General features: G+C 69.8%; 23 protein-coding genes. 13 read left to right on the top strand and 10 right to left on the bottom strand.

Annotated features, from left to right (window positions below; genetic code table 11):
• Positions 1-361: 361 nt before the first annotated feature.
• Positions 362-1,951: a DNA recombination protein RmuC gene (gene rmuC, locus SLW56_RS15640; RefSeq protein ID WP_152180916.1), complete on the bottom strand. Its 1,590-nt coding sequence runs from the start codon at positions 1,949-1,951 to the stop codon at positions 362-364.
• Between the two features lie 383 nt (positions 1,952-2,334).
• On the opposite strand from rmuC, the gene SLW56_RS15635 reads away from it, so the two are divergent.
• The 6 genes from SLW56_RS15635 (at position 2,335) to SLW56_RS15610 (ending at position 7,707) form a co-directional block, all read left to right on the top strand.
• Entirely contained in the window at positions 2,335-2,661 is a 327-nt protein-coding gene (locus tag SLW56_RS15635) for a hypothetical protein (RefSeq protein ID WP_148827365.1), read from the top strand.
• A 126-nt stretch (positions 2,662-2,787) separates the two neighbouring features.
• Positions 2,788-3,516, top strand: a complete 729-nt coding sequence (locus tag SLW56_RS15630; protein ID WP_017912892.1) for an MgtC/SapB family protein — start codon at positions 2,788-2,790, stop codon at positions 3,514-3,516.
• Positions 3,517-3,558: 42 nt separating this feature from the next.
• Entirely contained in the window at positions 3,559-4,629 is a 1,071-nt protein-coding gene (locus tag SLW56_RS15625; RefSeq protein WP_267084925.1) for an ATP-binding protein, read from the top strand.
• Positions 4,626-5,243 carry a response regulator gene (locus SLW56_RS15620; RefSeq protein WP_295927969.1) on the top strand — a complete coding sequence of 206 codons (618 nt, stop codon included), beginning with the start codon at positions 4,626-4,628 and terminating at the stop codon, positions 5,241-5,243. The genes SLW56_RS15625 and SLW56_RS15620 overlap by 4 nt, the downstream gene beginning before the upstream one ends.
• 296 nt (positions 5,244-5,539) lie before the next feature.
• Positions 5,540-6,985 carry an amino acid permease gene (locus tag SLW56_RS15615; protein ID WP_152237227.1) on the top strand — a complete coding sequence of 482 codons (1,446 nt, stop codon included), beginning with the start codon at positions 5,540-5,542 and terminating at the stop codon, positions 6,983-6,985.
• Positions 6,982-7,707 carry a DUF6882 domain-containing protein gene (locus SLW56_RS15610; protein WP_152239766.1) on the top strand — a complete coding sequence of 242 codons (726 nt, stop codon included), beginning with the start codon at positions 6,982-6,984 and terminating at the stop codon, positions 7,705-7,707. Before SLW56_RS15615 ends, SLW56_RS15610 begins: the two co-directional genes overlap by 4 nt.
• 45 nt (positions 7,708-7,752) lie before the next feature.
• On the opposite strand, the gene SLW56_RS15605 is transcribed toward SLW56_RS15610, so the two are convergent.
• From SLW56_RS15605 to SLW56_RS15595, 3 genes are all read right to left on the bottom strand, one after another.
• Complete coding sequence (locus tag SLW56_RS15605; protein WP_017909243.1) at positions 7,753-8,154, bottom strand: DUF2628 domain-containing protein; 402 nt, start codon at positions 8,152-8,154, stop codon at positions 7,753-7,755.
• 842 nt (positions 8,155-8,996) lie between these two features.
• On the bottom strand, positions 8,997-10,154 hold the full coding sequence (locus SLW56_RS15600; protein WP_320695114.1) for a glycerate kinase: 1,158 nt from the start codon (positions 10,152-10,154) through the stop codon (positions 8,997-8,999).
• 87 nt (positions 10,155-10,241) lie between these two features.
• A complete protein-coding gene (locus SLW56_RS15595) occupies positions 10,242-11,423 on the bottom strand; it encodes a class I SAM-dependent rRNA methyltransferase (RefSeq protein WP_026144784.1) in 1,182 nt (393 codons plus the stop codon).
• 258 nt (positions 11,424-11,681) lie between these two features.
• On the opposite strand from SLW56_RS15595, the gene SLW56_RS15590 reads away from it, so the two are divergent.
• The 5 genes from SLW56_RS15590 (at position 11,682) to SLW56_RS15570 (ending at position 16,918) form a co-directional block, all read left to right on the top strand.
• The gene (locus tag SLW56_RS15590; RefSeq protein ID WP_267085973.1) at positions 11,682-12,635 is read left to right on the top strand and encodes a TerC family protein; all 954 of its coding nucleotides are present in this window, start codon (positions 11,682-11,684) and stop codon (positions 12,633-12,635) included.
• 102 nt (positions 12,636-12,737) lie between these two features.
• Positions 12,738-13,523, top strand: a complete 786-nt coding sequence (locus SLW56_RS15585) for a rhomboid family intramembrane serine protease (protein WP_320695113.1) — start codon at positions 12,738-12,740, stop codon at positions 13,521-13,523.
• A 198-nt stretch (positions 13,524-13,721) separates the two neighbouring features.
• The gene (locus tag SLW56_RS15580; protein ID WP_320695112.1) at positions 13,722-14,558 is read left to right on the top strand and encodes a phosphatase PAP2 family protein; all 837 of its coding nucleotides are present in this window, start codon (positions 13,722-13,724) and stop codon (positions 14,556-14,558) included.
• A 106-nt stretch (positions 14,559-14,664) separates the two neighbouring features.
• The gene (locus SLW56_RS15575; RefSeq protein WP_267103196.1) at positions 14,665-15,678 is read left to right on the top strand and encodes a TIGR00266 family protein; all 1,014 of its coding nucleotides are present in this window, start codon (positions 14,665-14,667) and stop codon (positions 15,676-15,678) included.
• 205 nt (positions 15,679-15,883) lie between these two features.
• On the top strand, positions 15,884-16,918 hold the full coding sequence (locus SLW56_RS15570) for a patatin-like phospholipase family protein (RefSeq protein WP_320695111.1): 1,035 nt from the start codon (positions 15,884-15,886) through the stop codon (positions 16,916-16,918).
• A 250-nt stretch (positions 16,919-17,168) separates the two neighbouring features.
• Here SLW56_RS15570 and SLW56_RS15565 read toward each other — a convergent pair whose 3' ends face one another.
• On the bottom strand, positions 17,169-19,370 hold the full coding sequence (locus tag SLW56_RS15565) for a TonB-dependent siderophore receptor (protein WP_267084918.1): 2,202 nt from the start codon (positions 19,368-19,370) through the stop codon (positions 17,169-17,171).
• A 231-nt stretch (positions 19,371-19,601) separates the two neighbouring features.
• Complete coding sequence (locus SLW56_RS15560) at positions 19,602-20,081, bottom strand: Lrp/AsnC family transcriptional regulator (RefSeq protein WP_010343045.1); 480 nt, start codon at positions 20,079-20,081, stop codon at positions 19,602-19,604.
• Positions 20,082-20,208: 127 nt separating this feature from the next.
• On the opposite strand from SLW56_RS15560, the gene phhA reads away from it, so the two are divergent.
• The gene (phhA, locus tag SLW56_RS15555) at positions 20,209-21,099 is read left to right on the top strand and encodes a phenylalanine 4-monooxygenase (RefSeq protein ID WP_267121681.1); all 891 of its coding nucleotides are present in this window, start codon (positions 20,209-20,211) and stop codon (positions 21,097-21,099) included.
• Between the two features lie 55 nt (positions 21,100-21,154).
• On the opposite strand, the gene SLW56_RS15550 is transcribed toward phhA, so the two are convergent.
• From SLW56_RS15550 to SLW56_RS15540, 3 genes are read right to left on the bottom strand one after another with little or no spacing between them, the layout of a single operon-like run.
• Entirely contained in the window at positions 21,155-21,814 is a 660-nt protein-coding gene (locus SLW56_RS15550; RefSeq protein WP_167522045.1) for a DUF799 domain-containing protein, read from the bottom strand.
• Positions 21,811-22,182 carry a DUF4810 domain-containing protein gene (locus tag SLW56_RS15545; RefSeq protein ID WP_017914534.1) on the bottom strand — a complete coding sequence of 124 codons (372 nt, stop codon included), beginning with the start codon at positions 22,180-22,182 and terminating at the stop codon, positions 21,811-21,813. Before SLW56_RS15545 ends, SLW56_RS15550 begins: the two co-directional genes overlap by 4 nt.
• Positions 22,183-22,202: 20 nt before the next feature.
• Complete coding sequence (locus SLW56_RS15540) at positions 22,203-22,877, bottom strand: CsgG/HfaB family protein (RefSeq protein WP_017911373.1); 675 nt, start codon at positions 22,875-22,877, stop codon at positions 22,203-22,205.
• Between the two features lie 333 nt (positions 22,878-23,210).
• Here SLW56_RS15540 and SLW56_RS15535 point away from each other — a divergent pair, with 333 nt between their 5' ends.
• On the top strand, positions 23,211-23,939 hold the full coding sequence (locus tag SLW56_RS15535; RefSeq protein ID WP_320695110.1) for a hypothetical protein: 729 nt from the start codon (positions 23,211-23,213) through the stop codon (positions 23,937-23,939).
• Positions 23,940-24,018: 79 nt separating this feature from the next.
• On the opposite strand, the gene SLW56_RS15530 is transcribed toward SLW56_RS15535, so the two are convergent.
• Complete coding sequence (locus SLW56_RS15530; protein ID WP_026144165.1) at positions 24,019-24,675, bottom strand: RpiB/LacA/LacB family sugar-phosphate isomerase; 657 nt, start codon at positions 24,673-24,675, stop codon at positions 24,019-24,021.
• Positions 24,676-24,697 lie beyond the last annotated feature (22 nt).

Here is a 24,697-nt window from a genome sequence, read left to right as displayed (position 1 = left end):
CCGTGTCCACAAAACCTGCTCGCGACTGCCGCAGAAGGAACAAGAGCCGCCGCTACACATGTGCCTCTCGTCGTGATCGGCAGCGCGCGTATCGGCCAGCGGGCGAGCAGGCGAGCGGCCTGGAGACGACAACGCATCCGCGATGTCGAATCGCATCGACACTGCAGGCAAGACCAGGACACCCGCATGCTGCGCCATCTGTACAGCGCGCGCGTACGAAGCGGCCGCGCTGGCCCGTCCAGGTCGCGGCGCTGCATCCAACATGGCGCGTGCTGGTCGCACGCCATCTCGCGTCGACGTAACCGCCACGGTGCCTTGCCATCCCGACTCGCCGCACCGCCGCCGCGGGCACCGCAAGCCCTCACTCCCGGTCGTCGCCTGCCGCCTCGTCCGCTTCGGCATCGTCCAGCGGCAACGACAGTTCCAGCAGCGGCGCGGCCTGCGCGTCGGCCAGGGTCTCGACGCCGCGCAGGCGGCGTTCGATGGTGCGGGTCTTGCGGCTGGCCTCGCCCAGGCTCTTGCCGACGGTGCTGATCTGCTTCTCGGCCTTTTCCAGGATGCCGGCGAACTTGCCGAACTCGCTCTTCACCGCCGCCAGCACACCCCACACTTCGCTGGAGCGCTTTTCGATGGCGAGGGTGCGGAAGCCCATCTGCAGGCTGTTGAGCAGGGCGGTGATCGTGGTCGGGCCGGCGACGACGATGCGGTGCTCGCGCTGCAGCAGGTCGGCCAGGCCGGGGCGGCGCAGGGTCTCGGCGTACAGGCCCTCGGTGGGCAGGAACATCACCGCGAAGTCGGTGGTGTGCGGCGGGGCGATGTACTTGTCGCCGATCGACTTGGCCTGCACCCGGATCGCGCGCTCCAGTTGCACGCCCATCGCCTGCACCAGTTCCGGATCGCCCTGCTCCTGCGCGTCGAGCAGGCGCTCGTAGTCCTCGCGCGGGAACTTGGCGTCGATCGGCAGCCACACCGGCGTGTCCTCGTGGCCGCGGCCGGGCAGGCGCACCGCGAAGTCGACCATCTCGTTGCGCTCCGGGCGCACCCGCACGCCGCGTGCGTACTGTTCCTGGGTCAAGGTCTGCTCGAGGATGTTCTCCAGCTGCACCTCGCCCCAGCCGCCGCGGTTCTTGACGTTGCTCAGCACGCGCTTGAGATCGCCGACGCCGGTGGCCAGCTGCTGCATCTCGCCCAGGCCGCGCTGGACCTGCTCGAGCCGTTCGGAGACCAGCTTGAACGAGGCATCCAGGCGCGTGTTGAGGGTGGTCTGCAGCTTTTCGTCGACGGTGCCGCGCATCTGCTCAAGCTTGGCCGCGTTGTCGGCCTGCAGTTCCTTCAACCGCTCCTCCAGGGTGGCGCGCATCTCGCCCATCCGCTGCTCGTTGCGCTGGACCAGGTCGCCCAGGCGCTGGCCGAGCGTGTCGGCGAAGCGCTGCTGCGCGTCCGCGCCTTCTTGGCGGCCCTTGCGCGCATCCTCGATCAGGGCCTCGCGCAACGCACCCAGCTGCGCGTCGATGCGCGCGATCAGTTCGGCCTGCTGCTGGCCGAACTGGGCCATGCGTGCGTCCTGCTGCTGGCCGAAGGCGTCGAGCTGGCCGCGGATCTCGACCAGGCGCTGGCTCAGCAGCTCGGCCATGCGCTGCTGTGCGGCGCCGGCCTCGACCCGGCCGCGCCGTGCGTCCTCGGTCAGGGCTTCGCGCAGCAGGTCCAGGCGTTGGTCGGTGCGGGTGGAAAGATCCGCCAGGTGGCGGGCGAAGCCTTCGCTGCGCGCGTCCTGCTGGCGGGCCAGGCTGTCGAGCTGCTCGCGCAGTTCGCCGCGGCCGCCGCGCTGCTCCTCGCGCAGGGCCGCCTCCAGCGCGGCGTGGTTGCCCCGCCGCAGCAACACGGCCAGCAACAGGGCGATGACGGCGCACAACAGGCCGGCGAGGATCAGGAAATGGGCATCGTTCTGCATGCGGTCAGTGTAGCCGGCCGCGTCTCAATCGCTGCGCCACGCGCCGGCACGCGGAGGAGAGCGGATATACCTTGGTATCGCCGCCATGGCCTCATGCAGGCTGGTGCACGCCTGAGCCGCATGCCAAGCTTTGCGCCACCCGCTCCTGGCCCGGCCAGTGGGCGGTACCGCGGCATCCGACCGCGCCAGACCATCGCGCTCCGCGCGATCCGTTCCCCTGATACCGGAGGCGAGCATGGACCCCGATCCGCATCGACGCGGCATCAGCGCCGCATTCCCCCGCCGTTCCCCTCGCCTGGTCGCTGCCCGGCGCTGAGCCGGAAGACGCACGCCGCGCACACGCTGCGACGTCCTTGCCGGCCACGCGCCGCAAGGAGGTCGTCATGTTCCTGTTCTCGCTGTTCTCCCGCCGTTTCCGCCTGCAGCGCGGCCTGCAGCGCGCGCTGCGCGCCGCGGTCGCCATGCGCCGCACCGAGGCGCTGCGCCATCTGCTCGCCGCCCATGGCGCCCGCGCCTTCGCGCTGGCGCTTTCCGCGCAGTCGCCGCGGGTGATGGCCGATGCGCTGTCGCTGCTGTCCGTCGCCGACCGCATCCGGGTCCGCGCGCGCTTGCCGCATGCGGCGCAGCGGCGCCTGCACGACGCCGGGGCGAACGCCCCGGCCGCGCACTGGCTGCATGCCGCGCTGGCGTGGTGGCCCGGGGTGCGCTGACACCCGCGCGCCTGCCGCCACGGTGTCGAATGCCATCTCGCCGCGGCATCATCGGCCCCCGTCCCCGCCCACTCCCTTCCCCGGAGCCGCCATGCTCGCTCCCCTCGCCTACCGGAACGCGCCCTGATGGAAGCCCTGCGCCTGTTCAATCTCGGCTCGCTGCTCGACACCCTGGTCAGCCTCACCGCCGCCTTCGTGCTCGGCGCGATCATCGGCTTCGAACGCCAGGTGCGCCAGCGCACCGCCGGGCTGCGCACCAACACCCTGGTCGCGGTCGGCGCGGCGATCTTCGTCTCGCTCGGCGACCGCCTGTTCGAGATCCACGGCGGCACCCAGGGTGCAGTGCAGGTGGTGGCCTACGTGGTCTCGGGTATCGGCTTCCTCGGCGCCGGCGCGATCATGAAGGAAGGCGCCAACGTCACCGGGCTCAATACCGCGGCGACGTTGTGGGGGTCGGGCGCGGTCGGCGCCTGCGCCGGTGCCGGGCTGGTCGCCGAGGCGGTGCTGGCGGCCATGTTCGTGCTGCTCAGCAATACCCTGCTGCGGCCGATGGTGAACCGGATCAACCGGCATCCGCTGAAGGAGTCCTCGCTGGAAGCCACCTACATGTTCTATGCGATCTGCGCGCGCGAGGTGCACGGCGACGTGCGCGAGCGGCTGATCGAACTGCTGGAGGAGGCGCACTACCCGGCGCGCGAGGTCGAGCAGCATCCGTTCGGGCAGAAGGACGTGGAGATCGCCGCCACCCTGTACGCCACCGCGGTGCGTGCCGAGGAACTGGATGCGGTGGTGCAGCGCCTGGAGGGCGAACCGGGTGTACAACAGGCGTTCTGGAACGCCGGCGCCGAAGCCTGAGCCAGTCATGCCCATCCCCGTCACTCCCACGCCACGCCGCCGATGATCGCCTGGTTCAAGCCGCTGCCGCCGCACCGCCGCCTGCTCGGCCTGGCCGCGCTGGGCCTGGCGCTGGGTGCGATCTTCGTCGCCGACACGGTCACCGACTACGCGGTGGCGGCGGCGCTGTTCTACACCGTGGCGATCCTCGGCGCGGTGCGCTTGCTGGCCCCGGCCGGGCTGGGCGTGCTGGCGGGCATCTGCGTGATGCTGGTCGTGCTCAGCTTCCATCTCACGCATGCCGGGGCCTACCACGTCGGCGTGATCAACTCGGCGATCAGCATCGTGGTGGTGGCGGTCACCGCCTCCATCGCGGTGCGCATGGAGCGGGCCAAGGCCGCCGCGCACGCGGCGCAGGCGCAGTTGCTGCGGCTGGCGCGGGTACGCAGCCTGGGCAGCCTGACCGCGTCGATCGCGCACGAGGTCAACCAGCCGCTGGCGGCCATCGTCACCAGCGGCAACGCCTGCCAGCGCTGGCTCGACCAGCAGCCGCCGAACCTGGACAAGGCGCGCGCGGCGCTGGCGCGCATCCTCGCCGACGCCGAGCGTGCCGGCGAGGTGATCGCGCGGGTGCGCAGCCTGACCCGGGGCGAGGCGCCGCAGCAGCGCGCCTTCGACCTCAATGCCGCGGTGGCCGAGGTACTGGCGCTGTCGCAGGGCGAACTGGAACGCAGCGCGGTCAGCGTGCACACCGAACTGTCGGCGCTGCTGCCGCCGGTGTCGGCCGACCCGGTGCAGATCCAGCAGGTGATCGGCAACCTGCTGCTCAATGCGATCGAGGCGATGGCCGCCACGCCGCCGGCGCAGCGTGCGCTGCGCATCGTCACCGAGCGCGAGGACGCGCGTTCGGTGCGGCTGAGCGTGGCCGACAGCGGCGAAGGCCTGTCCGCGCAGGCGCAGGCGCATCTGTTCGATGCGTTCTGGACCACCAAGCAGGGCGGCATCGGCATCGGCCTGAGCATCAGCCGCAGCATCGTCGAGGCCGGCGGCGGGCGCATCTGGGCCGAACCCGGGCGGCCGCGCGGCGCGGTGTTCTGCGTGTGCCTGCCCACCGCCGGCGGAGCCACGCCATGAATGAGGCGACCGCACGCCCGGTGGTGTACCTGATCGACGACGACGCCTCGATCCGCGCCGCGCTGGAAGACCTGTTCGCCTCGGTGGACCTGCAGGTGCACGCCTTCGCCTCGACCCGCGACTTCCTGGCGCATCCGCGCGCCGACGCGCCGAGCTGCCTGGTGCTGGACATCCGCATGCCCGGGCAGAGCGGCATGGACTTCCACCGCAACATGCGCGAGGCCGGGCTGGCGCTGCCGACCATCTTCATCACCGGCCACGGCGACATCCCGATGAGCGTGGAAGCGATGAAGAACGGCGCGATCGAGTTCCTGACCAAGCCGTTCCGCGACCAGGACCTGCTCGACGCGATCGGCCAGGGCATCGCCCGCGACCGCGCGCGCCGCGCCGCCGATGCGGCGCAGGCGGAACTGCAGGCACGCTGGGCGCGGCTCAGCGCCGGCGAACGCGAGGTGGTGGAGCTGGTGGTGCAGGGCCTGTTGAACAAGCAGGTGGCGGCGCGGCTGCAGCTCAGCGAGATCACGGTGAAGGTGCGCCGCGGCAATGCGATGCGCAAGCTGGAGGTCGGTTCGCTGGCCGAGCTGGTAAGGCTGGCGGAGCGGCTGGGGCGGTAGGTCGGTTGCGAGAACCCACGATTGCCGGGCGCGGCGGAACAGGTCCTGACGCACCGGTATTCCGCAGCAGCGGCTTCAGCCGCGACGGGCTTCATCGGGAAAGCCCGTCGCGGCTGAAGCCGCTGCTACGAGACAGAGAGAGAGAGAGAGAGAGAGCGGTCTCCGCTCGATAAAGCCGGACTTGCGCTTCGCATCGACCTCCACAAGCGCCGTGCCATACCGCGCCGCAGGCATAGCTTTGCTGCACCGCATTCGGCGACACTGCCCGGCTTGTCACTTCCGCACCCGAGGCCCGCATGTCGTTCCTGTTCCGGCGCAAGTCGCTCGACCTGGTCACCGTCCACGAGGCCGGCCGCCGGCTGGTGCCCTCGCTGAGCTGGCCGCATCTGGTGGCGCTGGGCATCGGCGCGATCGTCGGCACCGGCATCTACACCCTGATCGGCGTTGGCGCACAGCTGGCCGGGCCGGCGGTGCTGGTGTCGTTCGCGGTGGCCGGGGCGATCTGCGCCTGCGCCGCGCTGGCCTACGCGGAGATGGCGACGATGATGCCGGCCGCCGGCAGCGCCTACACCTACAGCTACGTCGCGCTGGGCGAGGCGATCGCCTGGGTGGTGGGCTGGAGCCTGATCCTGGAGTACTCGCTGGTGGTCAGCACGGTGGCGGTGGGCTGGTCCGGCTACTTCGTCGGCTTCCTGCACTGGGCCAGTGCGCAGACCGGCATGGATCTGAACCTGCCGGCGGCGCTGACCGCGGGGCCGCATGCCGGCGGCATCGTCAACCTGCCGGCGGTGCTGATCACCTTCGCCGTGGCCGGCCTGCTGATGGCCGGCACCAAGGAGAGCGCCACGCTCAACGCGGTGCTGGTGGTGCTGAAGCTGATCGCCCTGGGCATCTTCGTGGCAGTGGCGCTGCCGGCGTTCCAGAGCGCCAATCTGCACCCGTTCATGCCCTACGGTTTCCCCAAGACGGTCGGCGCCGACGGCGTCGCGCACGGGGTCATGGCCGCGGCGGCGATCATCTTCTTCGCCTTCTACGGCTTCGATGCGATCTCCACCGCCGCCGAGGAAACCAAGAACCCCAAGCGCGACCTGGCGATCGGCATCGTCGGTTCGATGATCGGCTGCACCCTGATCTACATCCTGGTGGCGCTGGCCGCGGTCGGCGCGATGCGCTACGACGTGTTCGGCGCCAGCGCCGAGCCGCTGGCGCTGATCCTGCGCGAACTCGGCCACGGCAAGGCGGCGGCGGCGATCGGCGTGGTCGCGGTGATCGCGCTGCCCACCGTGCTGCTGGCCTTCCTGTACGGGCAGAGCCGGATCTTCTTCGTGATGTCGCGCGACGGCCTGCTGCCGCGCGGGCTGTCCAAGGTCAACGCGCGTACCGGCACCCCGGTGGCGACCACGCTGTTCACCGCGGTGCTGGTGGCGGCGCTGGCCGGCGTGGCGCGGCTGGACGAGATCGCCGCGCTGGCCAATGCCGGCACCCTGGCCGCCTTCATCGCCGTGGCCGCGTGCATGCTGGTCCTGCGCCGCCGCGAACCCGGCCGCGCCCGCACCTTCCGCACGCCGCTGGCGTGGCTGGTCGGGCCGCTGGCGATCGGCGGCTGCCTGTACCTGTTCTGGAGCCTGCCGGATACCACGAAGATCTGGTTCGGGCTGTGGAACGCGCTGGGCGTGGTCGCCTACCTGCTGTACGGCCGCCGCAACAGCCTGCTGCAGCGCGCGCCGCAGACGCCGCGATGAGCCCGGCGTTCCAGGCAGCGCTGGCACGGCACATCGGCAGCGCCTACGCCCGCCAGCTGGCGCTGGCCGACGTGCTGGCCGAGCGTCGCTGGCAAATGGACCTGGGCGAAGGCCAGGTGTACTTCGGCGAGGACCTGCAGTTCCCGATTCAATTGCTGGGCACCGCCGCAGAAGCCAGCGCCAGCTGGCTGTGGGCCTGGGCCAACACCGCCAGCAACCTGCCACCGGCCCTGCTGGCCGATGCCAATGCGCTACGTGCGCACGGCGAGCGCGAGGGCATCGCCGAACTGGCCGCGCCGTCCTCGGCGCTGGGCGAGGACGGCGGCCACCAGATCGCCCTGCTCGCCGGTGCCCTGCGCGGGCGCTGCTACTACCGCGCGCCGTACGACGGCGGCGCGCTGTTCTTCCTGCTCGAGGACGTACCGGCCGCGGTCTTCGCGCCGTGCGACGACGCCCGCGTGCTGCGCCTGCTCGGCGAATTGCCGATGCAGTTCGAACTCGACCACCGGGCCATGACCGACGGCTTCCTGGCCGATCAGGGCTATGCCCTGCAGCGCGACGCCGCGCAGACCGTGGCGACGCGCGGCAACACCCGCATCGTCCTGGCATTCGATGCGCAGGCGCGGCTGACCGGCATTCAGGGCCAGCTGGCCCCGGCGCAGGCCGCGGCGGTCACGCCGAAGCCGGCACCGGCCTGGCAGTTCTGGAAGCGCAAGCGTTGAGCGCAGCGGCGGCGTGTCGCACGTGCGCGCCGCCGTGCCCGACGCTTACCACCAACGCAGGCCTTCGAACGGGTTCCAGCTGACGCTGCCCTTGCGCTGGTCCAGGTAGTAGGCGTAGTTGGCGGCCATGCCGACCAGCAGCGAGTAGGCGATGCCCAGGCCGCGGCCGATCGCCTCGGGGAGGAACGCCGCGACCACAGCCAGCGCCAGCCAGATGCCGATCAACCCCAGCGCCTTGCGCCACATGCCGAGGATGAAGAAGTAGATGAAGCCGAAGAACAGGGCGAAGAAGTTCATGTTGATCTTCAACCGTTCCATGAACGGCAGTGCCTTGAACGCGGCCTTGTACTCGGGCGTGGACGGGGCGCCGTAACGGTCGAAGAAGTCGAAGCGGAACTGCCACTTCGGGCTGAGCGGCGCACGTTGCGGGAGATTTGGGGTTTCCATGGCGTTAGAATCCGTGTTGTAAACGTTTTCAGTTTACCTGAACGGGGCAGCGCGCGCCAAATGGGCGCGGCTGCCGCACCAGTTTGGTGCGGGCCTGGAGAGTTGGGATTGGGGATTCGGGATTGGTCGCAGCGGGCGGGCGCCGACGTCAGGCCTGGCTTGGGGACGGGCTTCCCTGCCAGCATTGCGGAGACCGACAGTCGTCGCGTCGGGACTGAAGTCCCTCCCACAGGGCTTGCCTGCACGTGGCGCATCCGCTGCGACATACCCATATGTGGGAGCGGCTTCAGCCGCGACGCGCGGGGCAGCCGCCTCGCGGGGTCTGCGGTAACCACCGGTCATCGGGTCCGGACTGAAATCCCTCCCACAAGGCTTGCCTGCACGTGGCGCATCCGCTGGCGACATACCCACGTGTGGGAGCGGCTTCAGCCGCGACGCGCGAGGCAGCCGCCTCGCGGGGTCCTGCGGTAACCACCGGTCATCGGGTCCGGACTGAAATCCCCCCACAAGGCTTGCCTGCGCGTGGCGCATCCGCTGGCGACATACCCACATGTGGGAGCGGCTTCAGCCGCGACGCGCGGGGCAGCCACCTCGCGGGGCCCTGCGGTAACCACCGGTCATCGGGTCCGGACTGAAATCCCACCCACAAGGCTTGCCTGCGTGTGGCGCATCCGCTGGCGACATACCCACATGTGGGAGCGGCTTCAGCCGCGACGCGCGGGGCAACCGCCTCGCGGGGTCCTGCGGCAATCACCGGTCACCGCGTCGGGACTGAAGTCCCTCCCACACAGGACTCCCAACGCTGCGGCTTGCAGCGCCAAGCCGAGCCGACAGTGAGACCGCTATTGCGCCCGGGAGCCGCCGAGGCGCTGGCCCAGGGCGATCGCCGCGGCCACGTTGCGCGCGGACTGGCGCAGGGCGTCCGCAGCGTCGGCCAGCGCGGCCTCGCGCGTGGACACGCGCTGCACAGCGCCGAACAGCGCGTCGATCCCCTGCGCCTGCAGATCCGCCGCGCCCTCGCCCAGACCGCCGGCGATGGCCAGCACCGGCACGCCGTGGCGCCGGGCGATGCGGGCGAGGCCGACCGGCACCTTGCCCTGCGCACTCTGCCCGTCCAGGCGGCCTTCGCCGGTGACCAGCAGATCGGCGCCGGCCAAGTGCGCTTCCAGCCCCAGCGCCTGCGCGACGATCTCCACGCCCGGCCGCAGCCGCGCGCCGAGGAAGGCGAGCAGGGCCGCGCCGATACCGCCGCCCGCGCCCGCCCCAGGCAGTTGCGCCACTGCCACGCCCAGGGTGCGTTCGATCGCCTCGGCGTAGTGCCGCAACCCGGCATCGAGCTGCGCGACCATCGCCGGCGTGGCGCCCTTCTGCGGCCCGAACACCGCCGAGGCGCCGCTCGGCCCGGTCAGCGGGTTGTCGACATCGCAGGCGACTTCGATGGTGCACTCGCGCAGTCGCGGGTCCAGCCCGTCCAGGTCGATGCGCGCCAGCGCGGCCAGCGCCGCGCCGCCGGCGGCCAGGTCGCGGCTGTGCGCGTCCAGCAGGCGCACGCCCAGCGCCTGCATCATGCCGGCGCCGCCGTCGTTGCTGGCGCTGCCGCCGATACCGATCAGCAGCCGGCGCGCACCGGCATCCAGCGCGGCCAGGATCAGTTCGCCGACGCCGCGGGTGCCGGTCAGGCATGGATCGCGCTGTTGCGGCGGCACCAGCATCAGCCCGCTGGCCGCGGCCATCTCGATCAGGGCGGTGCCGCCGTCCTCGCTCAGGCCGAACTGCGCGGCGACCGGCGCGCCCAGCGGCCCGGTCACGGTGCAGGCGACCCGACGTCCACCGCCAGCGGCGACCAGCGCGTCCACCGTGCCCTCGCCGCCGTCGGCGAACGGCAGCAGCACGTACTGCGCCGCCGGGAACACGCTGCGGAAGCCGGCCGCGATCTGCGCGGCCGCCTCCGCCGCGGACAGGCTTTCCTTGAACGCGTCCGGGGCGATGACGATCTTCATGCAGCGGCGGCGTCGATCGCCGGCCGGCGCACCCGGATCAGGCCGTCACGCAGGCATCGCCGCTCGGCCTTGCGCATGCGTGGCGCGCTAGTCCAGCACGCGGCAGAACACCGCCTTGAGGTAGCGCGATTCCTGCACGTGGGCCATGAACGGGTGGTCGGCGCCGGCGCCGGCCACCTTCAGGATCTGGATGGTGCGGCCGGAGAAATAGGCGGCGCGGCGCAGCATGTCCAGGAACTCGTGCTCGGCGACCAGGCCGGTGCAGGAGAAGGTGGCGAACAGGCCGCCCGGAGCGACCACGCCCAGCGCCAGCTTGTTCATGTCCAGGTACTTCTTCAGCGCCGGGATCACCTGGTCGCGGTCGCGGGTCATCTTGGCCGGGTCCAGGATCACCACGTCGTACTGGTCGCCGCGGGCGGCGGCATCGCGCAGGTACGGGAAGATGTCGGCCTGCACGAACTTGGGCCGCACGTCGTTGAGGCGGGCGTTGCCCTTGGCGATCTCGATCACGTCCTCGTCGATGTCCACGCCGACCACCTCGGTGGCGCCGCGGACCTTGGCGTAGACCGCGAAGCCGCCGGTGTTGCAGCACAGGTCGAGCACGCGCTTGCCCTCCACCTGCTGGCTCAGCCACTGGCGGTTCTCGCGCTGGTCGGCGAAGAAGCCGGTCTTGTGCGCGCCGGCCGGGTCGGCGCGGAAGCGCACGCCGTATTCGCTGATGATCGCCGGCTCCGGGCGCTCGCCGCTGCTGGACACCGGCCGGTAGTCGAAGCTCTCCTGCTTCTGCACGTGCTCCTCGGCGAAGCTGTAGAAGCGCGCGCCGGGGAACTGCGCGCGCAGCGCGGCGTAGATCCACTCGCGGTGGCGGAACATGCCGGCGCTGAAGAACTCCACCACCAGCAGGTCGCCGTAGCGGTCCACCACCAGGCCGGACAGGCCGTCGCCCTCGGCATGCACCACGCGCCAGGCATCGCTGACCGCGTCCAGCTTGAGCACGTCACGGCGCAGCGACACCGCCTCGGCGATCTTGCGCGCGAACCACGCTTCGTCGACGGCGATGTCGGGATGGGTCTCGAGGATGCGCACGGCGATGCGCGAGTGGCCGTTGTAGAAGCCGCGGCCGATCCAGTCGCCGTCCACCCCGACCACGTCCACCAGCGCGCCCGGCTTGGGCCTGGCGGCGGGTTTTTCGACCAGTTTCTGGAAGATCCAAGGATGGCTGGAGCGCCAGGCGTTCTTGAGGCGGACTACGGGCAGGGGACTATTCATGAACGCCATTGTAGCCGCCCCGATTGACGGCACCGCCGGCAGCCGCAAGAATGCGCGCAGAAGGGGAGTAGCTCCCGACGTTGTCGCCGTCAATTCGAGCCCGCGGGCTCCGGTGCAACGGCAACCGGTCCGCCGGTTGCGAGCGAGACCTTCGCCGCAGTGGCGAAGGCACCCTCTGGACGACATCCGTCGTCTCCGTCCGGAACGCCTCCGCCAACGCGGCCCCGAGGTTCCCTGTTCACTGACGGAAAATTCCCAATGGAAACGATAGGCAACGTGTGGTTGTGGAGCGGTTTCGCGATCGTGGTGGTCGTGGCGCTGCTGGCGGACCTGGTGCTGATGCGCCACGGCGGTCCGCACAAGGTCACCTTCAAGGAAGCGCTGTGGTGGAGCATCGGCTGGATCGCGCTGGCGCTGGCGTTCAACGCCGGCCTGTGGTGGTACCTGCGCGAGACCATCGACGTGGCCACCGGCAACCGCCTCGGCCTTGAGTTCCTGACCGGCTACCTGGTCGAGAAGTCGCTGGCGGTCGACAACATCTTCGTGTTCCTGATGATCATGAGCTACTTCGCGGTGCCGGAGGAGCAGCGCCAGCGCGTGCTGGTGATCGGCGTGCTCGGCGCGATCGTGCTGCGCGCGGCGATGATCTTCGCCGGCTCGGTGCTGCTGACCAAGTTCCACTGGCTGCTGTACGTGTTCGGCGCGTTCCTGCTGCTGACCGGCATCAAGATGTGGTTCTCGGCGGGCAAGGAGCCGGACCTGGAGGCCAACCCGGTGCTGCGCTTCATGCGCAAGCATCTGCGCCTGACCCCGCAGTACCACGGCAACGCGCTGAGCGTGACCCAGGAAGGCAAGCGCTGGTTCACCCCGCTGTTCGCGGTGCTGATGCTGATCGCGATCACCGACGTGATCTTCGCGGTGGACAGCATCCCGGCGATCTTCGCGATCACCACCGACCCGTTCATCGTGCTGACCTCCAACGTGTTCGCGGTGCTGGGCCTGCGCGCGATGTTCTTCCTGCTGGCGGGCATGGCCGACCGCTTCCACCTGCTGCCCTACGGCCTGGCGATCGTGCTGGTGTTCATCGGCACCAAGATGCTGATCATCGACCTGTACAAGATCCCGGTGCTGGTGTCGCTGCTGGCGGTGGCGGTGGTGATCGGCGCCACCGTGGTGCTGAGCCTGCTGCGCCCGGCCAAGCCGGCGCACTGACTCGGCGCGGGCGCCGCGGCCGCGGATTGTCCCGCGGCCGCGGCCAGTCCCTCCCATCGGCAGCGCCTTGCCTTGGACGCCCGGCGCCGCCATCCAGGGAGCATGGACACCTCTTCGCTCCCCTCGCCCACGCCCGAACCCGATGCGCAGGGCCGCTTCGACCGCGCGCGGATCCTGCGCGCGTTCAATGTCAGCCTGGCCTTCGTGGCGGTGCTGGTGGCGGTATTCGCCAGCCAGGGCCTGTTCGACTGGCGGCCCTGGGCGGTCGCGCCGCACACGGCCGCCGGCTTGCTCGGTGTGCTGACCGCACCGCTGCTGCACGGCTCGCTGGAGCATCTGGGGGCCAATGCCGGCGCCCTGCTGATCCTGGGCACCCTGGCCGGCAGCGTGTATCCGCGCGCCACCCTGGCCGGGCTGCCCTTGCTGTGGCTGGGCTCGGGCCTGGGCGCCTGGTGGCTCGGCGATCCCGGCAGCCATCACCTGGGCGCCAGCGGCGTCGCCCACGGCCTGCTGTTCCTGGTGTTCGTGCTGGCCTTGCTGCGCCGCGACCGCGCCGCGATCGCCGCCAGCATGATCGCCTTCCTGTTCTACGGCGGCATGCTGGTGACGGTGCTGCCGCACGAGGACGGGGTGTCCTGGCAATCGCACCTGGGCGGCGCGGTGGGCGGCGTGGTCGCCGCGCTGCTGCTGCGCCATCGCGATCCGCTGCCGCCACGCAAGCGCTACAGCTGGGAGGACGAGGAGGACACCGACGACCTCCTCGTCGCCGACGACGAACTGGAACCGCCGCCGCCGACCCAGGTGCCGGTGCTGTGGCAGCCACCGCCGGCGCCGCCGCGCGGGGTCGTGCTGCGCTTCCCGCCGCGCGAGGAGCGTGACGGGGGCTGAGGCGGGAACGGTGCTTCCAGAAATACGCAAACCTGCTTCCGGAGGAGCGGGTTCAGCCGCGACGGGCCTTCCCGGTCACGCCCGTCGCGGCTGAAGCCGCTCCTCTCCGCAGTCGCCCGAGGCGGCATGCCGCCTCGGGCGACCCGTCGCTGCATCGCACCGTACACTGACCGATCCGCCGTCGCTGTCCGAGTCCGCATGCCCGTGTCGCCCGCCTGTCGTGTCCGTTCCGTCGCCGTGGTGCTGGCGCTCGCCCTGGCCGCCTGCAGCGGTCCCGCGCTGCGTGCACCGGCGCCTGCGCCTGCGCCGGCCAAGGCGGTGGGCTATCTGCCGGCCGCGGCGGTGCCGGACAGCCTGCAGTTGCTGCCGGCGCCGCCGGCGGCCGACTCGCCGGGTGAGGCGTTGGACCTGGCGATCAACCGCGAGGCGCTGGCCCTGCGCGGCAGCGCGCGCTGGCAGCAGGCCGCGCGCGATGCCGACCTGAGCTTCCCGAACGGCGCCGGCCAGTTCGCCTGCGCGCTGGGCGTGGCGATCGATGCGCAGCACACCCCGCACCTGTACACCTTGCTGGAGCGCAGCCGCATCGACGCCAGTGCCGCCACCAAGGCGGCCAAGCGCCGGTACCAGCGCGCGCGGCCGTTCCTGCGCAACGCGCAGGCGGTGTGCACCCCGGGCGATCTCGACGACCTGCGCCAGAGCGGCTCCTATCCCTCAGGACACAGCGCCATCGGCTGGGCCTGGGCGCTGATCCTGAGCGAGATCGCGCCCGAGCGCGCCACTGCGCTGATCGCGCGCGGCCGTAACTACGGCGAGAGCCGGCTGGTGTGCAACGTGCACTGGCAGAGCGACGTGCTCGCCGGCCGCTTCATGGGCGCGGCCACGGTGGCGCGGCTGCACGACGATGCGGCCTTCCGCGCCGACCTGGCCGCGGCCCGCGGCGAGATCATCGCCGCGCGCGCGGCCGTGCGCGTGCCGGCCGGCGACTGCGCCGCGGAAGCCGGCGTCCTGCAGGTGCGGCCGGCCAGCGCGTTGTAAGGCGCAGCGTGCGGACCGGCTGCACCGCCCCCTGCCTTTGGGCAGATGCGAACGGTCCAGGACGGCAGGCTAGACTCGCGCGACTTCCCGCCAAGGACCTGCACCCATGAGCCAGTGGTATTTCCTGACCGGCAGCGAACAGACCCGCTCCGGCCCGTTCGACGATGCCGACGCGGTCGCCTTCGCCCGCAACAACCCCACGGCACTGGCCTGGAGCCAGGGCCAGAACGGCTGGCTGCCGGTGGCGCAGATCGCGGCCCTGCAGGGTGGCGCGACGTTCCTGCCGCCGGGCCTGCCGCCGCCGCCGGCCGCAGGCGGCCGCGCCGACGAGATCGACTTCCGCATCGTCGGCCACGAAATGCAGTTCGTGGAGATCGAGCTGGACCCCGGCGAGAGCGCGGTGGCCGAGGCCGGCGCCCTGATGTTCAAGGACGCGGCGGTGCAGATGGACACCGTGTTCGGCGACGGTTCCGGCGGCAACCAGGGCGGGCTGATGGGCAAGCTGCTGTCGGCCGGCAAGCGCCTGGTCACCGGCGAGAGCCTGTTCACCACGGTGTTCACCCATCAGGGCCAGGGCAAGGCCAAGGTCGCCTTCGCCGCGCCCTATCCCGGCACGGTGCTGGCGATGAAGCTGGACCAGCACGGCGGCCGCCTGATCTGCCAGAAGGACAGCTTCCTGGCCGGCGCACGCGGCGTGTCGCTGGGCATCCATTTCCAGCGCAAGATCATGACCGGCCTGTTCGGCGGCGAAGGTTTCATCATGCAGAAGCTCGAGGGCGACGGCTGGGTGTTCGTGCATGCCGGCGGCTGCGTGATCGAGCGCGAGCTGGCGGCCGGCGAGCGGCTGGACGTGGACACCGGCTGCGTGGTCGCCTTCCACGCCTCGGTGGACATGGACGTGCGCCCGGTCAGCGGCATCAAGAGCATGTTCTTCGGCGGCGAAGGCATGTTCCTGGCCACCCTCACCGGACCCGGCAAGGTCTGGCTGCAGTCGCTGCCGTTCTCGCGCCTGGCCGGACGCATGTTCGCCGCCGCGCCGCAGGGCGGCGGGCAGAACCGCGGCGAAGGCTCGGTGCTGGGCGGCTTCGGCCGCATCCTCGACGGCGACAACAACTTCTAAAGCGGCGCATCAGCCCCTCTCCCCCCGGGAGAGGGGTTGGGGTGAGGGTACGTGCGCGCAGCGCCTCGCAACATCAGGCGCACAAACCCCAGGCCTCAGAAACGCGCGCACACCCCACCCCATGACCTCCAGTCGTGGGCGGTGCAGGAGGATGCGGCTATCCTCGCGCCGGCTCCTCCCTTCTTCTTCCTTCCGCGACGCATCCATGACCGTGTTCCGCTCCCCGCGCCTGCTGCTGTCCCTGTCCCTGTTCGGCCTGCTTGCCGCCTGTGGCGGCGAACCCAAGCCGGCACCGCCGGCCCCGGTGGTGAGCGGACCGGCACCGCTGCCCACGCCGGCCGCGCAGCCGCTGCGCATCGGCATCGCCCTGGGCGGCGGTGCGGCCAAGGGCTTCGCCCACATCGGCGTGATCAAGATGCTGCAGGCCAATGGTCTGGAGCCGACGGTGGTGTCCGGCACCAGCGCCGGCAGCGTGGTCGGCGCGCTGTACGCCAGCGGCATGGACGCGTTCCAGATGCAGCAGGCGGCGGTGGCGCTGGACGAGAGCAGCATCCGCGACATGCGCCTGTTCTCCGGCGGCCTGGTGCAGGGCCAGGCGCTGCAGGATTACGTGAACGCGCAACTCAAGGGCAAGCCGATCGAGAAGCTGGCCAAGCCGTTCGCCGCAGTCGCCACCCGGCTGGAAGACGGCGAGCGCACCGTGTTCGTGCGCGGCAATGCCGGCCAGGCGGTGCGCGCGTCCAGCAGCATCCCCGGCGTGTTCGAGCCGGTGACCATCGGCAAGTTCCATTACGTGGACGGCGGCGTGGTCAGCCCGGTGCCGGTGGACGCGGCGCGCCAGCTCGGCGCCGACTTCGTCATCGCCGTGGACATCTCCAGCAAGGCCAGCGGCAAGAACCCGGGCAGCATGCTCGGCACCGTCAACCAGTCGATCGCGATCATGGGCCAGCGCCTGGGCCAGCAGGAACTGGGCCGCGCCGACATCGTGATCCGGCCCAAGGTCAACGACATCGGCGCGGCCGACTTCGCCCAGCGCAACGCCGCGATCCTGGAAGGCGAAAAGGCCGCGCTGGCAGCGATGCCGCAGATCAAGGCCAAGCTGGCGCAATTGCAGCAGCAGCGCGCGGCCGCCGCAGCCGCGGCGGCAAAGGCCGCGCAACCGGCGCAGCCGCCGTGCGAGCCGCAATCGCGACTGGGCCGCCTGCTGCGCCGCGACGATCCCTGCAAGCCGAAAGACTGAGCATTCGCTCCCCTCTCCCGCCGGGAGGGGGGCCGGGGGTGAGGGTCCGACCGCCAGCACCAACTCCCGGCACACGCAGTCCCACACGCACCGCACCGCCGCTCAGCACCGCCACCGCAGGCGGAAACTATCAGCGCAACGCGCTCCGCCTACAGCTCCCCTCTCCCACCGGGAGAGGGGCTGGGGGTGAGGGTCCGACCGCTAGCGCAGTCTCCCTGCACAAGCGGCCACGCCATTACTGCGCCGTCGCTCAGTACCGCCAGCGCAGGGTAAAGCTAACGAACCGCGGCTCGCCGTAGTTCTGGTAATCCAGGTTGGCCCAGTACTTCTTGTTCAATGCATTGGTCACCGCCAGCGTCGCGGTCCACTGCGTGCTGAGCTGGTAGTTGGCATTGAAGTGCACCAGCGCGTACGGATCCTGCACCACGGTGACCGGGCGCGTGGCGGCGCTGCCGTCGCCGAGCGGGCGCTGGATGTTGTAGCCGCGCACCGCGCTCTGCCAGCTCACGCCGCCGCCCAGGCTCAGGCGCTGCCAGGCGCCGGGCAGGCGCACCTGAGTGGACAGCTGCAGGTAGTCCTCCGGCAGGTTGGCGTAGATCGCGTCGGTCGGCGCACGGGTGACCTTGGCGTGGGTGTAGCCGGCATTGAGCGTCCAGCCCGGGCGCAGTTCCCCGTTGTATTCCAGTTCCCAGCCGCGGCTCTTGGTGCCGTCGACGCCGATGTAGGCCGAGCTGCCGTCGGGCAGCGAGGCCTCGGGCTGGGTCATGTCGCGCACCGCGTAGTTGTCCTGCCTGGCCTCGAACACCGCCGCACTGAGCAGCGCGCGGCCGTCGGCCAGCTGCGCCTTGATGCCCGCTTCCAGGTTGGAGCCCTGCACCGGCGCCAGCAGGTTGTTGTCCTTGTCCTTGTAGTTCTGCGGATTGAAGATCTCGGTGTAGCTGGCGTAGGTGGAGATGGCCGGGGTGAGGTCGTAGACCAGGCCGACGTAGGGCGTGACCTCGTCGCTGACCCTGTAGCGGCCGCTGGTGCCGGTGTAGCGGCCGTCGGCGGCGAAGGCCTGGGTGCGGGTCTGCCAGGAACTCAGACGTGCGCCGGCGATCAGCGACAGCGGTTCGGCCAGGCGCAGCCGGGTGGAGGCGTACACGCCGCGCTGGGTGGTGCGCGCCTCGCGCCGCGCGCCGGTGCGGGTGGTGGTGATCTGGCCCACGTCGCCGTGCCAGTCGTAGACGTTGGGGATGTAGTAGCAGCGCTCGCGGCCGCAGGTGGTCCAGTCGCCCGGGTAGCGCAGCGCCAGGGTCGCCGTGGTCGACTGCAGGTCCTGCCAGCTGCCGCCGACCACCACGTCGTGGTCGCGGCCGAACAGGGGGAACGTGCCGGACAGGTACACGTCCAGGCCGTCGCGGGTATCGGTGGTCTGCCCGGCGGCGGCGCGCAGGTAGATGCCGCTGCCGTCGCGCCTGGGATAGCCGCTGCCGTAGACGCGCAGGTTTTCGACCTCGCCCTCGGTGCGCGCCAGGTTGACCTTCAGCAGCCAGTTGTCGCCGAAGCGCTGTTCCAGGTTGGCGAAGGTGGTGTGGGTGTTGCGCTGCCAGCGCGCCCACTTCGGCGCCAGGTTGGTGGAGGTCGGCAGGTCGGCGAAGCTGCCGTCGGCGAAGAAGTACGGCACCGTGCCCCAGGTCGAGCCGACCGGATCGTTGTCCTGGCGCTGGTAGCCGACGGTGACCGTGGTGGTGTCGGTCAGGTCGCCTTCCAGCACCGCCATCCCGGACATCTTCTGCTCGGTGTAGTGGTCGTAGTAGTAGCCGCGGTCCTGCCAGGCGGCGACGAAACGGCTGCGGAAGCGGCCGTCGGCGGTCAGCGGCGCGGTGACGTCGGCCTGGGTGCGGCGGAAGTCCCAGGTGCCGAGCGAGGCCGCGAACGACGCATCGAAGCTCTTGCCGGGGCGCTTGCGCAGCAGGTTGACCGTGGCCGAGGGAATGCCGGCGCCGCTGAGCAGGCCGTTGGCGCCGCGGATCACCTCGACGCGGTCGTAGAAGACCATGTCGTATTCCTGGTTGGTGGAGCCGCTGTAGGTGGGCAGGCCGTCGACCTGGAAGTCGGTGATCTGGAAGCCGCGCGCGAAGTACAGCGGGCGCTGGGTGTCGTAGAAGGACACGTTGACGCCGGTGACGTTGCGCATGACGTCGTTGACGCTGAACAGCGATTCCTCTTCCAGCCGCTGCTGGCCCAGCACGCTCACCGACTGCGGCGTCTCCTGCAGCGTCAGCGGCAGGCGGGTGGTGGTGGACGGCTGCGCACGGCTCGGGCTGCCGCTGACCTCGACCTTGTCCAGCGTGGTCGGCTGCACGTCGGCCGCGGCCTCGGCCTCGGCGGCGAACAACGGTGCCGAGGCGGCGGAGAGCGCGGACAGCACGGCGAGGGACAGCAGACGGCGTGGAGCGGAGGAAAGCATGGATCGATCTCGCGGGGTGGGGCGCGGCGGCGACACCGTCGCGCCGCGGTGGAGGAAAGGGGCAGGCGCAGCCACGCTCCACGGCGGGAATTGACGTGGCTGGCCCGGCAGGGCTGGCGGAGGGGCTGTGGCCGTGGATGGCCGTCGCAGAACGCAAATGTAAATCGTTAGCAACAACTTAACAAGGGCGGCCACGCGCCGACACGCTGCGACACATCCGCAGCGTTCCCGCTAGCCGCGCGGCAACGGCAGGCCGGCGAAGTCCTTGACCGTGCGCAGCACGAAGCTGGAGTTGACGTCGGCGACGCCGGCGGCGTTGAGCAACTTGTCCAGTAGAAACGCGGAGAAGTGCGCCAGATCGCGGACGTAGACGTGCAGCAGGTAGTCCATGTCGCCGGTCAGCGCATGGCAGGCGACCACCTCGTCCCAGCCCTGCACGCTGTCGGCGAAATGGGCGATGCCACTCTGGCCGTGCTTCTCCAGCTGCACGCGCACGAAGGCCTGCAGGCCCAGGCCGATCGCCGCCGGCACCAGCCGCGCGGCATAGCCGGCGACCACGCCCTCGGCCTCCAGCCGCTGCACCCGGCGCAGGCAGGCCGAGGGCGACAGGTTCACCTGCGCGGCCAGTTCGGCATTGCTGGCGCGGCCTTCCCGCTGCAACAGGGCGAGCAGGCGCAGGTCGGTGCGGTCGAAGGTCGGCGATCCGGTCATTTATTGCTCTGCAACATGGCTTCTACGCAATAATCTTGCGCACAGCGCGCCGATCCGTGCAACTTCGCAAGCCCATTGCGCGCCCGCGCGCCTACCATCGTGGCTATTCCTTTCCGGAGCGTCGACCATGGACACCGCACCGCGCCGCGTCGAACACCAGCAGACCGACAAGGGCTACGTGCCGGTCTACACCACGGCCGTGGTGACCCAGCCGTGGGACAGCTACAGCGCCGACGACCACGCCACCTGGGGCACGCTGTACACGCGCCAGCGCGAGCTGCTGGTCGGCCGCGCCTGCGCCGAGTTCCTGCAGGCGCAGGACGCGATGGGCATGAGTTCGCAGGCGATCCCGCGCTTCGACGAGCTCAACGCGGTGCTGCAGGCGACCACCGGCTGGACCCTGGTCGGCGTGGAAGGGTTGCTGCCGGAGCTGGACTTCTTCGACCACCTGGCCAACCGCCGCTTCCCGGTGACCTGGTGGATCCGCCGTCCCGAACAGATCGACTACATTGCCGAGCCGGACCTGTTCCACGACCTGTTCGGCCACGTGCCGCTGCTGATGAACCCGCTGTTCGCCGACTACATGCAGGCCTACGGGCGCGGCGGCGTCAAGGCGCACGCGATCGGTCAGGACGCGCTGCAGAACCTGACCCGGCTGTACTGGTACACGGTGGAGTTCGGCCTGATCGACACCCCCGACGGCCTGCGCATCTACGGCGCCGGCATCGTGTCGTCCAAGGGCGAATCGCTCTACTCGCTGGAGTCGGACGCACCCAACCGCATCGGCTTCGACCTGCAGCGGATCATGCGCACCCGCTACCGCATCGACACCTACCAGAAGACCTACTTCGTCATCGACAGCTTCGAACAACTGATGCAGGCGACCTCGCCGGATTTCACCCCGATCTATGCGGCACTGGCCGACCAGGCGCATCTGCCGGCTGGCCAAGTGCAGGCGCAGGACCGCGTGTTCCATGCCGGCAGCGGCGAAGGCTGGGCGGACGGCGGCGACGTGTGAATCGCGGCATTACCCGTCTCCGCCAAACCTGACGGAGACGGGGCAGGGCGCCGGGTCAGTCGGTGCCGTACTTCGGGTTGTAGGGCCCGTACAACAAGCCGCCAGGGTGGCCGGCGGACAGCAGACGCTGGCTGGCCACGTTCCCCATCTGATGCCCTTGGTCGGTGACCTGGTTGACGACCTGATTGATCGCAGCCGTCACCAGCATTCCGACCAGGCCGCCCCCGGCGTTGTTCTGATTTTCGCCGCTCGACGCCTGTGCCTGGCCCTGCCACAGCACCGTCCCGGTGCGCAGATCCACCAGCTTGGCGTTGGCCGAGACCACGACCACGCTGTTGATGATCTGGTAGACGGCACCGTACTTTTCCACGGTGATGTACAGCGCGGCGTCGGCGCCGAAGATTTCCCGCAACTTCTCCGGAGACACCGCCTGTGCTTCATCCGCCACGGTGATGCCGTTCTGCTTGAAGGTCTCGTAGACCGGCGCCACCGGCATCACGTAGTAGCCCGCTTCGGCCAGCGGCAACGTGGTGACCGACAGCACGCTCAGGCTGGCGTTGACGTCCGGTGCATGGCTGACCGGCGGCAAGACCAGGATCGACCGCGGCTTGCTGGCCTTGTACGCGCTGTAATCGCGCGACATCGGCTGCGTCGCGCAGGCGCTCAGCAGCAGACCGAGCACGGCCACGCAGGCCATTCTTGCGACGTTCTTCATTGCGCGCTCCTCGCGTTGCTGGCGTTCTTCAACAACAGATCGATGTAGGTGCCGGACTCGGGATACTGCGTCTTCTCGGCGAGGAGTTCCTGCTGCGCTTTGGCATCGTTGCCGGTTTCGGCGTACAGCATGCCCAGATGCGCCTGCAGTCCCGGCGGCGGCCTGCGGTTGGCGGCCTGCATCACCTGCAGGTCCTTTTCCAGCGCCTGGATCTGCTGTTCCGGGCTACCGCCCTTGAAGTGGCTGTAGACCTGATCCTGGTAGCTGCCCCACTGGTAGAGCGAGGCGCTCTGGTGGGCGCAGCCGACCAGCGCGAGCATGGCGCAGGCGCCAAGCCAGAACCGCGTGCGGACATTGAGGGTATTCATGTGCAAGGGTCCGTTGCGGGTCACTTGACCGGCTTCCAGGCGCCGGAGTCGATCGCGGCGGTGAGATTGTTGACAGCCTCGCGGATCGCCAGATCCAGGACTTTGCCGTTGAGCGTGGAGTCGTAGCTGGAGGTCCCGCCGAAGCCGACGACCTCGCGGTTGGACAAGGTGTACTCGCCGCCGCCCTGCACCGAATACACCACTTCGGACGTCGCGCTATCGACCACGTTCAGGCTGACCTTGGCATAGGCCTGCTGCTGCTTGCCGCGGCCGAGAATGCCGAACAGCTGCGTATCGCCGGTCTCCTTGCGGCCGAACTCGGTCACGTCGCCTGTGACGACGTAGTCGGCGCCCTTGAGTTGCTGCGCCTGGCCCTTGATCTGCGCTTCCTGCTTGATCTCGCCCATGTTGTCGCGATCCAGCACACGGAAACGATTGGTCTGCTGCAGATGGGTGATCAGGATGGTCTTGGCCTGGCTGCCCAGGCGATCTGCACCATCGGAAAACAGGCCGCGCATGAAGGACGAACGGTTGTCGAACTTGCCCACCGCGATCGGCGCGCGTGCGCCGGCGTAAGGCACGCTGGCCGCCGAAACTGTCTGCGGTTTGACGCTCTGATGGGTTTCGGTCGCGCAGGCCGCCAAGCCCAACGCAAGCGTCAACCCCATGGCCCCCTTGATCACACTGTTCTTCATCGATTGCCCCTTGTTGATACAGCTACGAAAAACCATTCGCCGGCGGCCCTATCCTTGCCCAGCGTCGCTGCATGCGACAGGCATGCACGACCGCACGCGGACGACGCGATCCAGGCCATCGGCGAGAGTAGGAAATAGGCACAGCGGAAGATCGATGTCGCTCCATGACCATCCTGCGCAGGGCAGGGAAAGAAAAATCCATGTCGTCCCGCGACGCAGCGGGACCCAGCTAGGTGATGTGTATCGGCGGCGCTAGGTGGAACTTTAGAAATTTTTGCGGGGCCGTCGCAATGCGGGCGTGCACGGGCCGTGTTGCTCGGTCGCCGGACCTGGATGCTGCGCCATCGCGCTGCGGCACACTGCATCGCGCCAGAGATCGGCCAATCCACAGCGGAGAATCGGCAATGCGCCGATCCCGGGCCACCGACGGCGACCCTACGCTGCGCAGCGAGCGAGATCGGTGCGCCACGACGCGGCCACCCCGGATTCCCGGATGCTCCCGCCCAACGCATGTTGGCGGTCCTGTGCGTCGGGAGAATCCTCATGCTCATTTATGTCGGCCTGGACGGCGATCAGGCGGATCAGCGCGGCGCCAAACTGAAAGCCTTGCAATCCCACTTCGGCGAAAACCAATCGCATGCGCTGACCCTGCTCGACGCGGCCTCACTATCGCCCAGCAACAAGACGCGCGGCAAGCGCTTGGTGATCAATTCGCACGGCAACGTCAACGTCTTCGCCGGGCTTGCACCGGAGGCATTCCTGCAGCAACTGCTGGCCAAGGGACTGGGCAAGGAGTCGTTCGAGGAGATCGTGCTGATGGCCTGCCAGGTCGGCGCGCAGAGCCAAACCAACTCCATCGCCAACAACTTCGCCAAGGACCTGAAGCGCTTGCTGGTCGGCCACGGCATCCTCGCCAAGCTGTACGCGCCGCGCGGCACGCTGACCTACCTCGTGCACACCGAGCAGAAGCTGAGCCAGACGTTCTACGTGGTGGACAGCATGCATATTGCCTGCCCGGAGCGGAACTATCCGCTGGCGGAAGGCCTGCTGCTGGTGCAGTAAGTTCGCATGCCAACGCCCCGCAGATGCGGGGCGTTTGGCGAACACGCTACCGGACACACCCGCCTGGGCGGGCGCGACATCAGGCCGCGGCGGCGTCGGCCTTGCCCAGCACGCCGGCGACGAAGGCGCGCAGGTCGGCGTCCTTGGCGTTGTCGAAGAAGCACTGCTGGAAGCGCGGGCCGCCCACGGCCTGCTTGACCAGTTCCGGATCCAGCGCGCGCAGGCCGTCCAGGTAGGACTTGGCCAGGGCCTGCTTGACCTGGGTCAGGATGCCGGCGTTGGCCTGCTGCGATTCGCGGCGCTCGGCCGGGTAGCCCATGCCGCGCTCGCCGCTGAAGGCCTTCTCGAAAATGTAGCGCACGTTGATCTCCGCGCCCCAGCCGTAGCCCTTGGCGAAGGCCAGCGCCAGCGCGTTGCCGTTGTTGACCTGGGCGAACAGGTAGGCGTCGGTCGGCTCGATGCAGTAGCCGCAGAACACGCCCGGGTGCGCGTTGAGCGACATCATCGCGCCCTGCCCGGTGCCGCAGCCGGCGACCACGAAGTCCACCGCGCCGGCATTGAGCAGCAGGCCGGCGCAGATGCCCAGGTGGATGTAGGTCAGGCGGTGGTCGGCGTCGCCGTCCATGCCGACGTTGAACACGCTGTGGCCCTGTGCGGCGGCGACGTCGTTGAGCTGCTGCAGGATCACCGGGTTCTTGGCGGCCTGGCTGAACTCGTTCATTAGGGCGATTTTCATGGGGGTCCTTTGCGTGGGGGAT

The sequence above is a fragment of the Xanthomonas sp. LF07-6 genome, assembly GCF_034105445.1.
Taxonomy (GTDB): Bacteria; Pseudomonadota; Gammaproteobacteria; order Xanthomonadales; family Xanthomonadaceae; genus Xanthomonas_A; species Xanthomonas_A sontii.
This window is presented reverse-complemented; position numbering and strand designations above follow the sequence as displayed.

Excerpts from the sequence above, each read along its gene's own strand:
- SLW56_RS15570 (WP_320695111.1), top strand. The coding sequence starts at position 15,884 with ATGACCGTGTTCCGCTCCCCGCGCCTGCTGCTGTCCCTGTCCCTGTTC.
- SLW56_RS15590 (WP_267085973.1), top strand. The coding sequence starts at position 11,682 with ATGGAAACGATAGGCAACGTGTGGTTGTGGAGCGGTTTCGCGATCGTG.
- SLW56_RS15620 (WP_295927969.1), top strand. The coding sequence starts at position 4,626 with ATGAATGAGGCGACCGCACGCCCGGTGGTGTACCTGATCGACGACGAC.
- SLW56_RS15605 (WP_017909243.1), bottom strand. The coding sequence starts at position 8,154 with ATGGAAACCCCAAATCTCCCGCAACGTGCGCCGCTCAGCCCGAAGTGG.
- rmuC (WP_152180916.1), bottom strand. The coding sequence starts at position 1,951 with ATGCAGAACGATGCCCATTTCCTGATCCTCGCCGGCCTGTTGTGCGCC.
- SLW56_RS15615 (WP_152237227.1), top strand. The coding sequence starts at position 5,540 with ATGTCGTTCCTGTTCCGGCGCAAGTCGCTCGACCTGGTCACCGTCCAC.
- SLW56_RS15610 (WP_152239766.1), top strand. The coding sequence starts at position 6,982 with ATGAGCCCGGCGTTCCAGGCAGCGCTGGCACGGCACATCGGCAGCGCC.
- SLW56_RS15575 (WP_267103196.1), top strand. The coding sequence starts at position 14,665 with ATGAGCCAGTGGTATTTCCTGACCGGCAGCGAACAGACCCGCTCCGGC.
- SLW56_RS15560 (WP_010343045.1), bottom strand. The coding sequence starts at position 20,081 with ATGACCGGATCGCCGACCTTCGACCGCACCGACCTGCGCCTGCTCGCC.
- SLW56_RS15630 (WP_017912892.1), top strand. The coding sequence starts at position 2,788 with ATGGAAGCCCTGCGCCTGTTCAATCTCGGCTCGCTGCTCGACACCCTG.
- SLW56_RS15540 (WP_017911373.1), bottom strand. The coding sequence starts at position 22,877 with ATGAAGAACAGTGTGATCAAGGGGGCCATGGGGTTGACGCTTGCGTTG.
- SLW56_RS15550 (WP_167522045.1), bottom strand. The coding sequence starts at position 21,814 with ATGAAGAACGTCGCAAGAATGGCCTGCGTGGCCGTGCTCGGTCTGCTG.
- SLW56_RS15565 (WP_267084918.1), bottom strand. The coding sequence starts at position 19,370 with ATGCTTTCCTCCGCTCCACGCCGTCTGCTGTCCCTCGCCGTGCTGTCC.
- SLW56_RS15530 (WP_026144165.1), bottom strand. The coding sequence starts at position 24,675 with ATGAAAATCGCCCTAATGAACGAGTTCAGCCAGGCCGCCAAGAACCCG.
- SLW56_RS15535 (WP_320695110.1), top strand. The coding sequence starts at position 23,211 with ATGCTGCGCCATCGCGCTGCGGCACACTGCATCGCGCCAGAGATCGGC.
- SLW56_RS15600 (WP_320695114.1), bottom strand. The coding sequence starts at position 10,154 with ATGAAGATCGTCATCGCCCCGGACGCGTTCAAGGAAAGCCTGTCCGCG.
- SLW56_RS15580 (WP_320695112.1), top strand. The coding sequence starts at position 13,722 with ATGCCCGTGTCGCCCGCCTGTCGTGTCCGTTCCGTCGCCGTGGTGCTG.
- SLW56_RS15545 (WP_017914534.1), bottom strand. The coding sequence starts at position 22,182 with ATGAATACCCTCAATGTCCGCACGCGGTTCTGGCTTGGCGCCTGCGCC.
- SLW56_RS15585 (WP_320695113.1), top strand. The coding sequence starts at position 12,738 with ATGGACACCTCTTCGCTCCCCTCGCCCACGCCCGAACCCGATGCGCAG.
- phhA (WP_267121681.1), top strand. The coding sequence starts at position 20,209 with ATGGACACCGCACCGCGCCGCGTCGAACACCAGCAGACCGACAAGGGC.
- SLW56_RS15635 (WP_148827365.1), top strand. The coding sequence starts at position 2,335 with ATGTTCCTGTTCTCGCTGTTCTCCCGCCGTTTCCGCCTGCAGCGCGGC.
- SLW56_RS15595 (WP_026144784.1), bottom strand. The coding sequence starts at position 11,423 with ATGAATAGTCCCCTGCCCGTAGTCCGCCTCAAGAACGCCTGGCGCTCC.
- SLW56_RS15625 (WP_267084925.1), top strand. The coding sequence starts at position 3,559 with ATGATCGCCTGGTTCAAGCCGCTGCCGCCGCACCGCCGCCTGCTCGGC.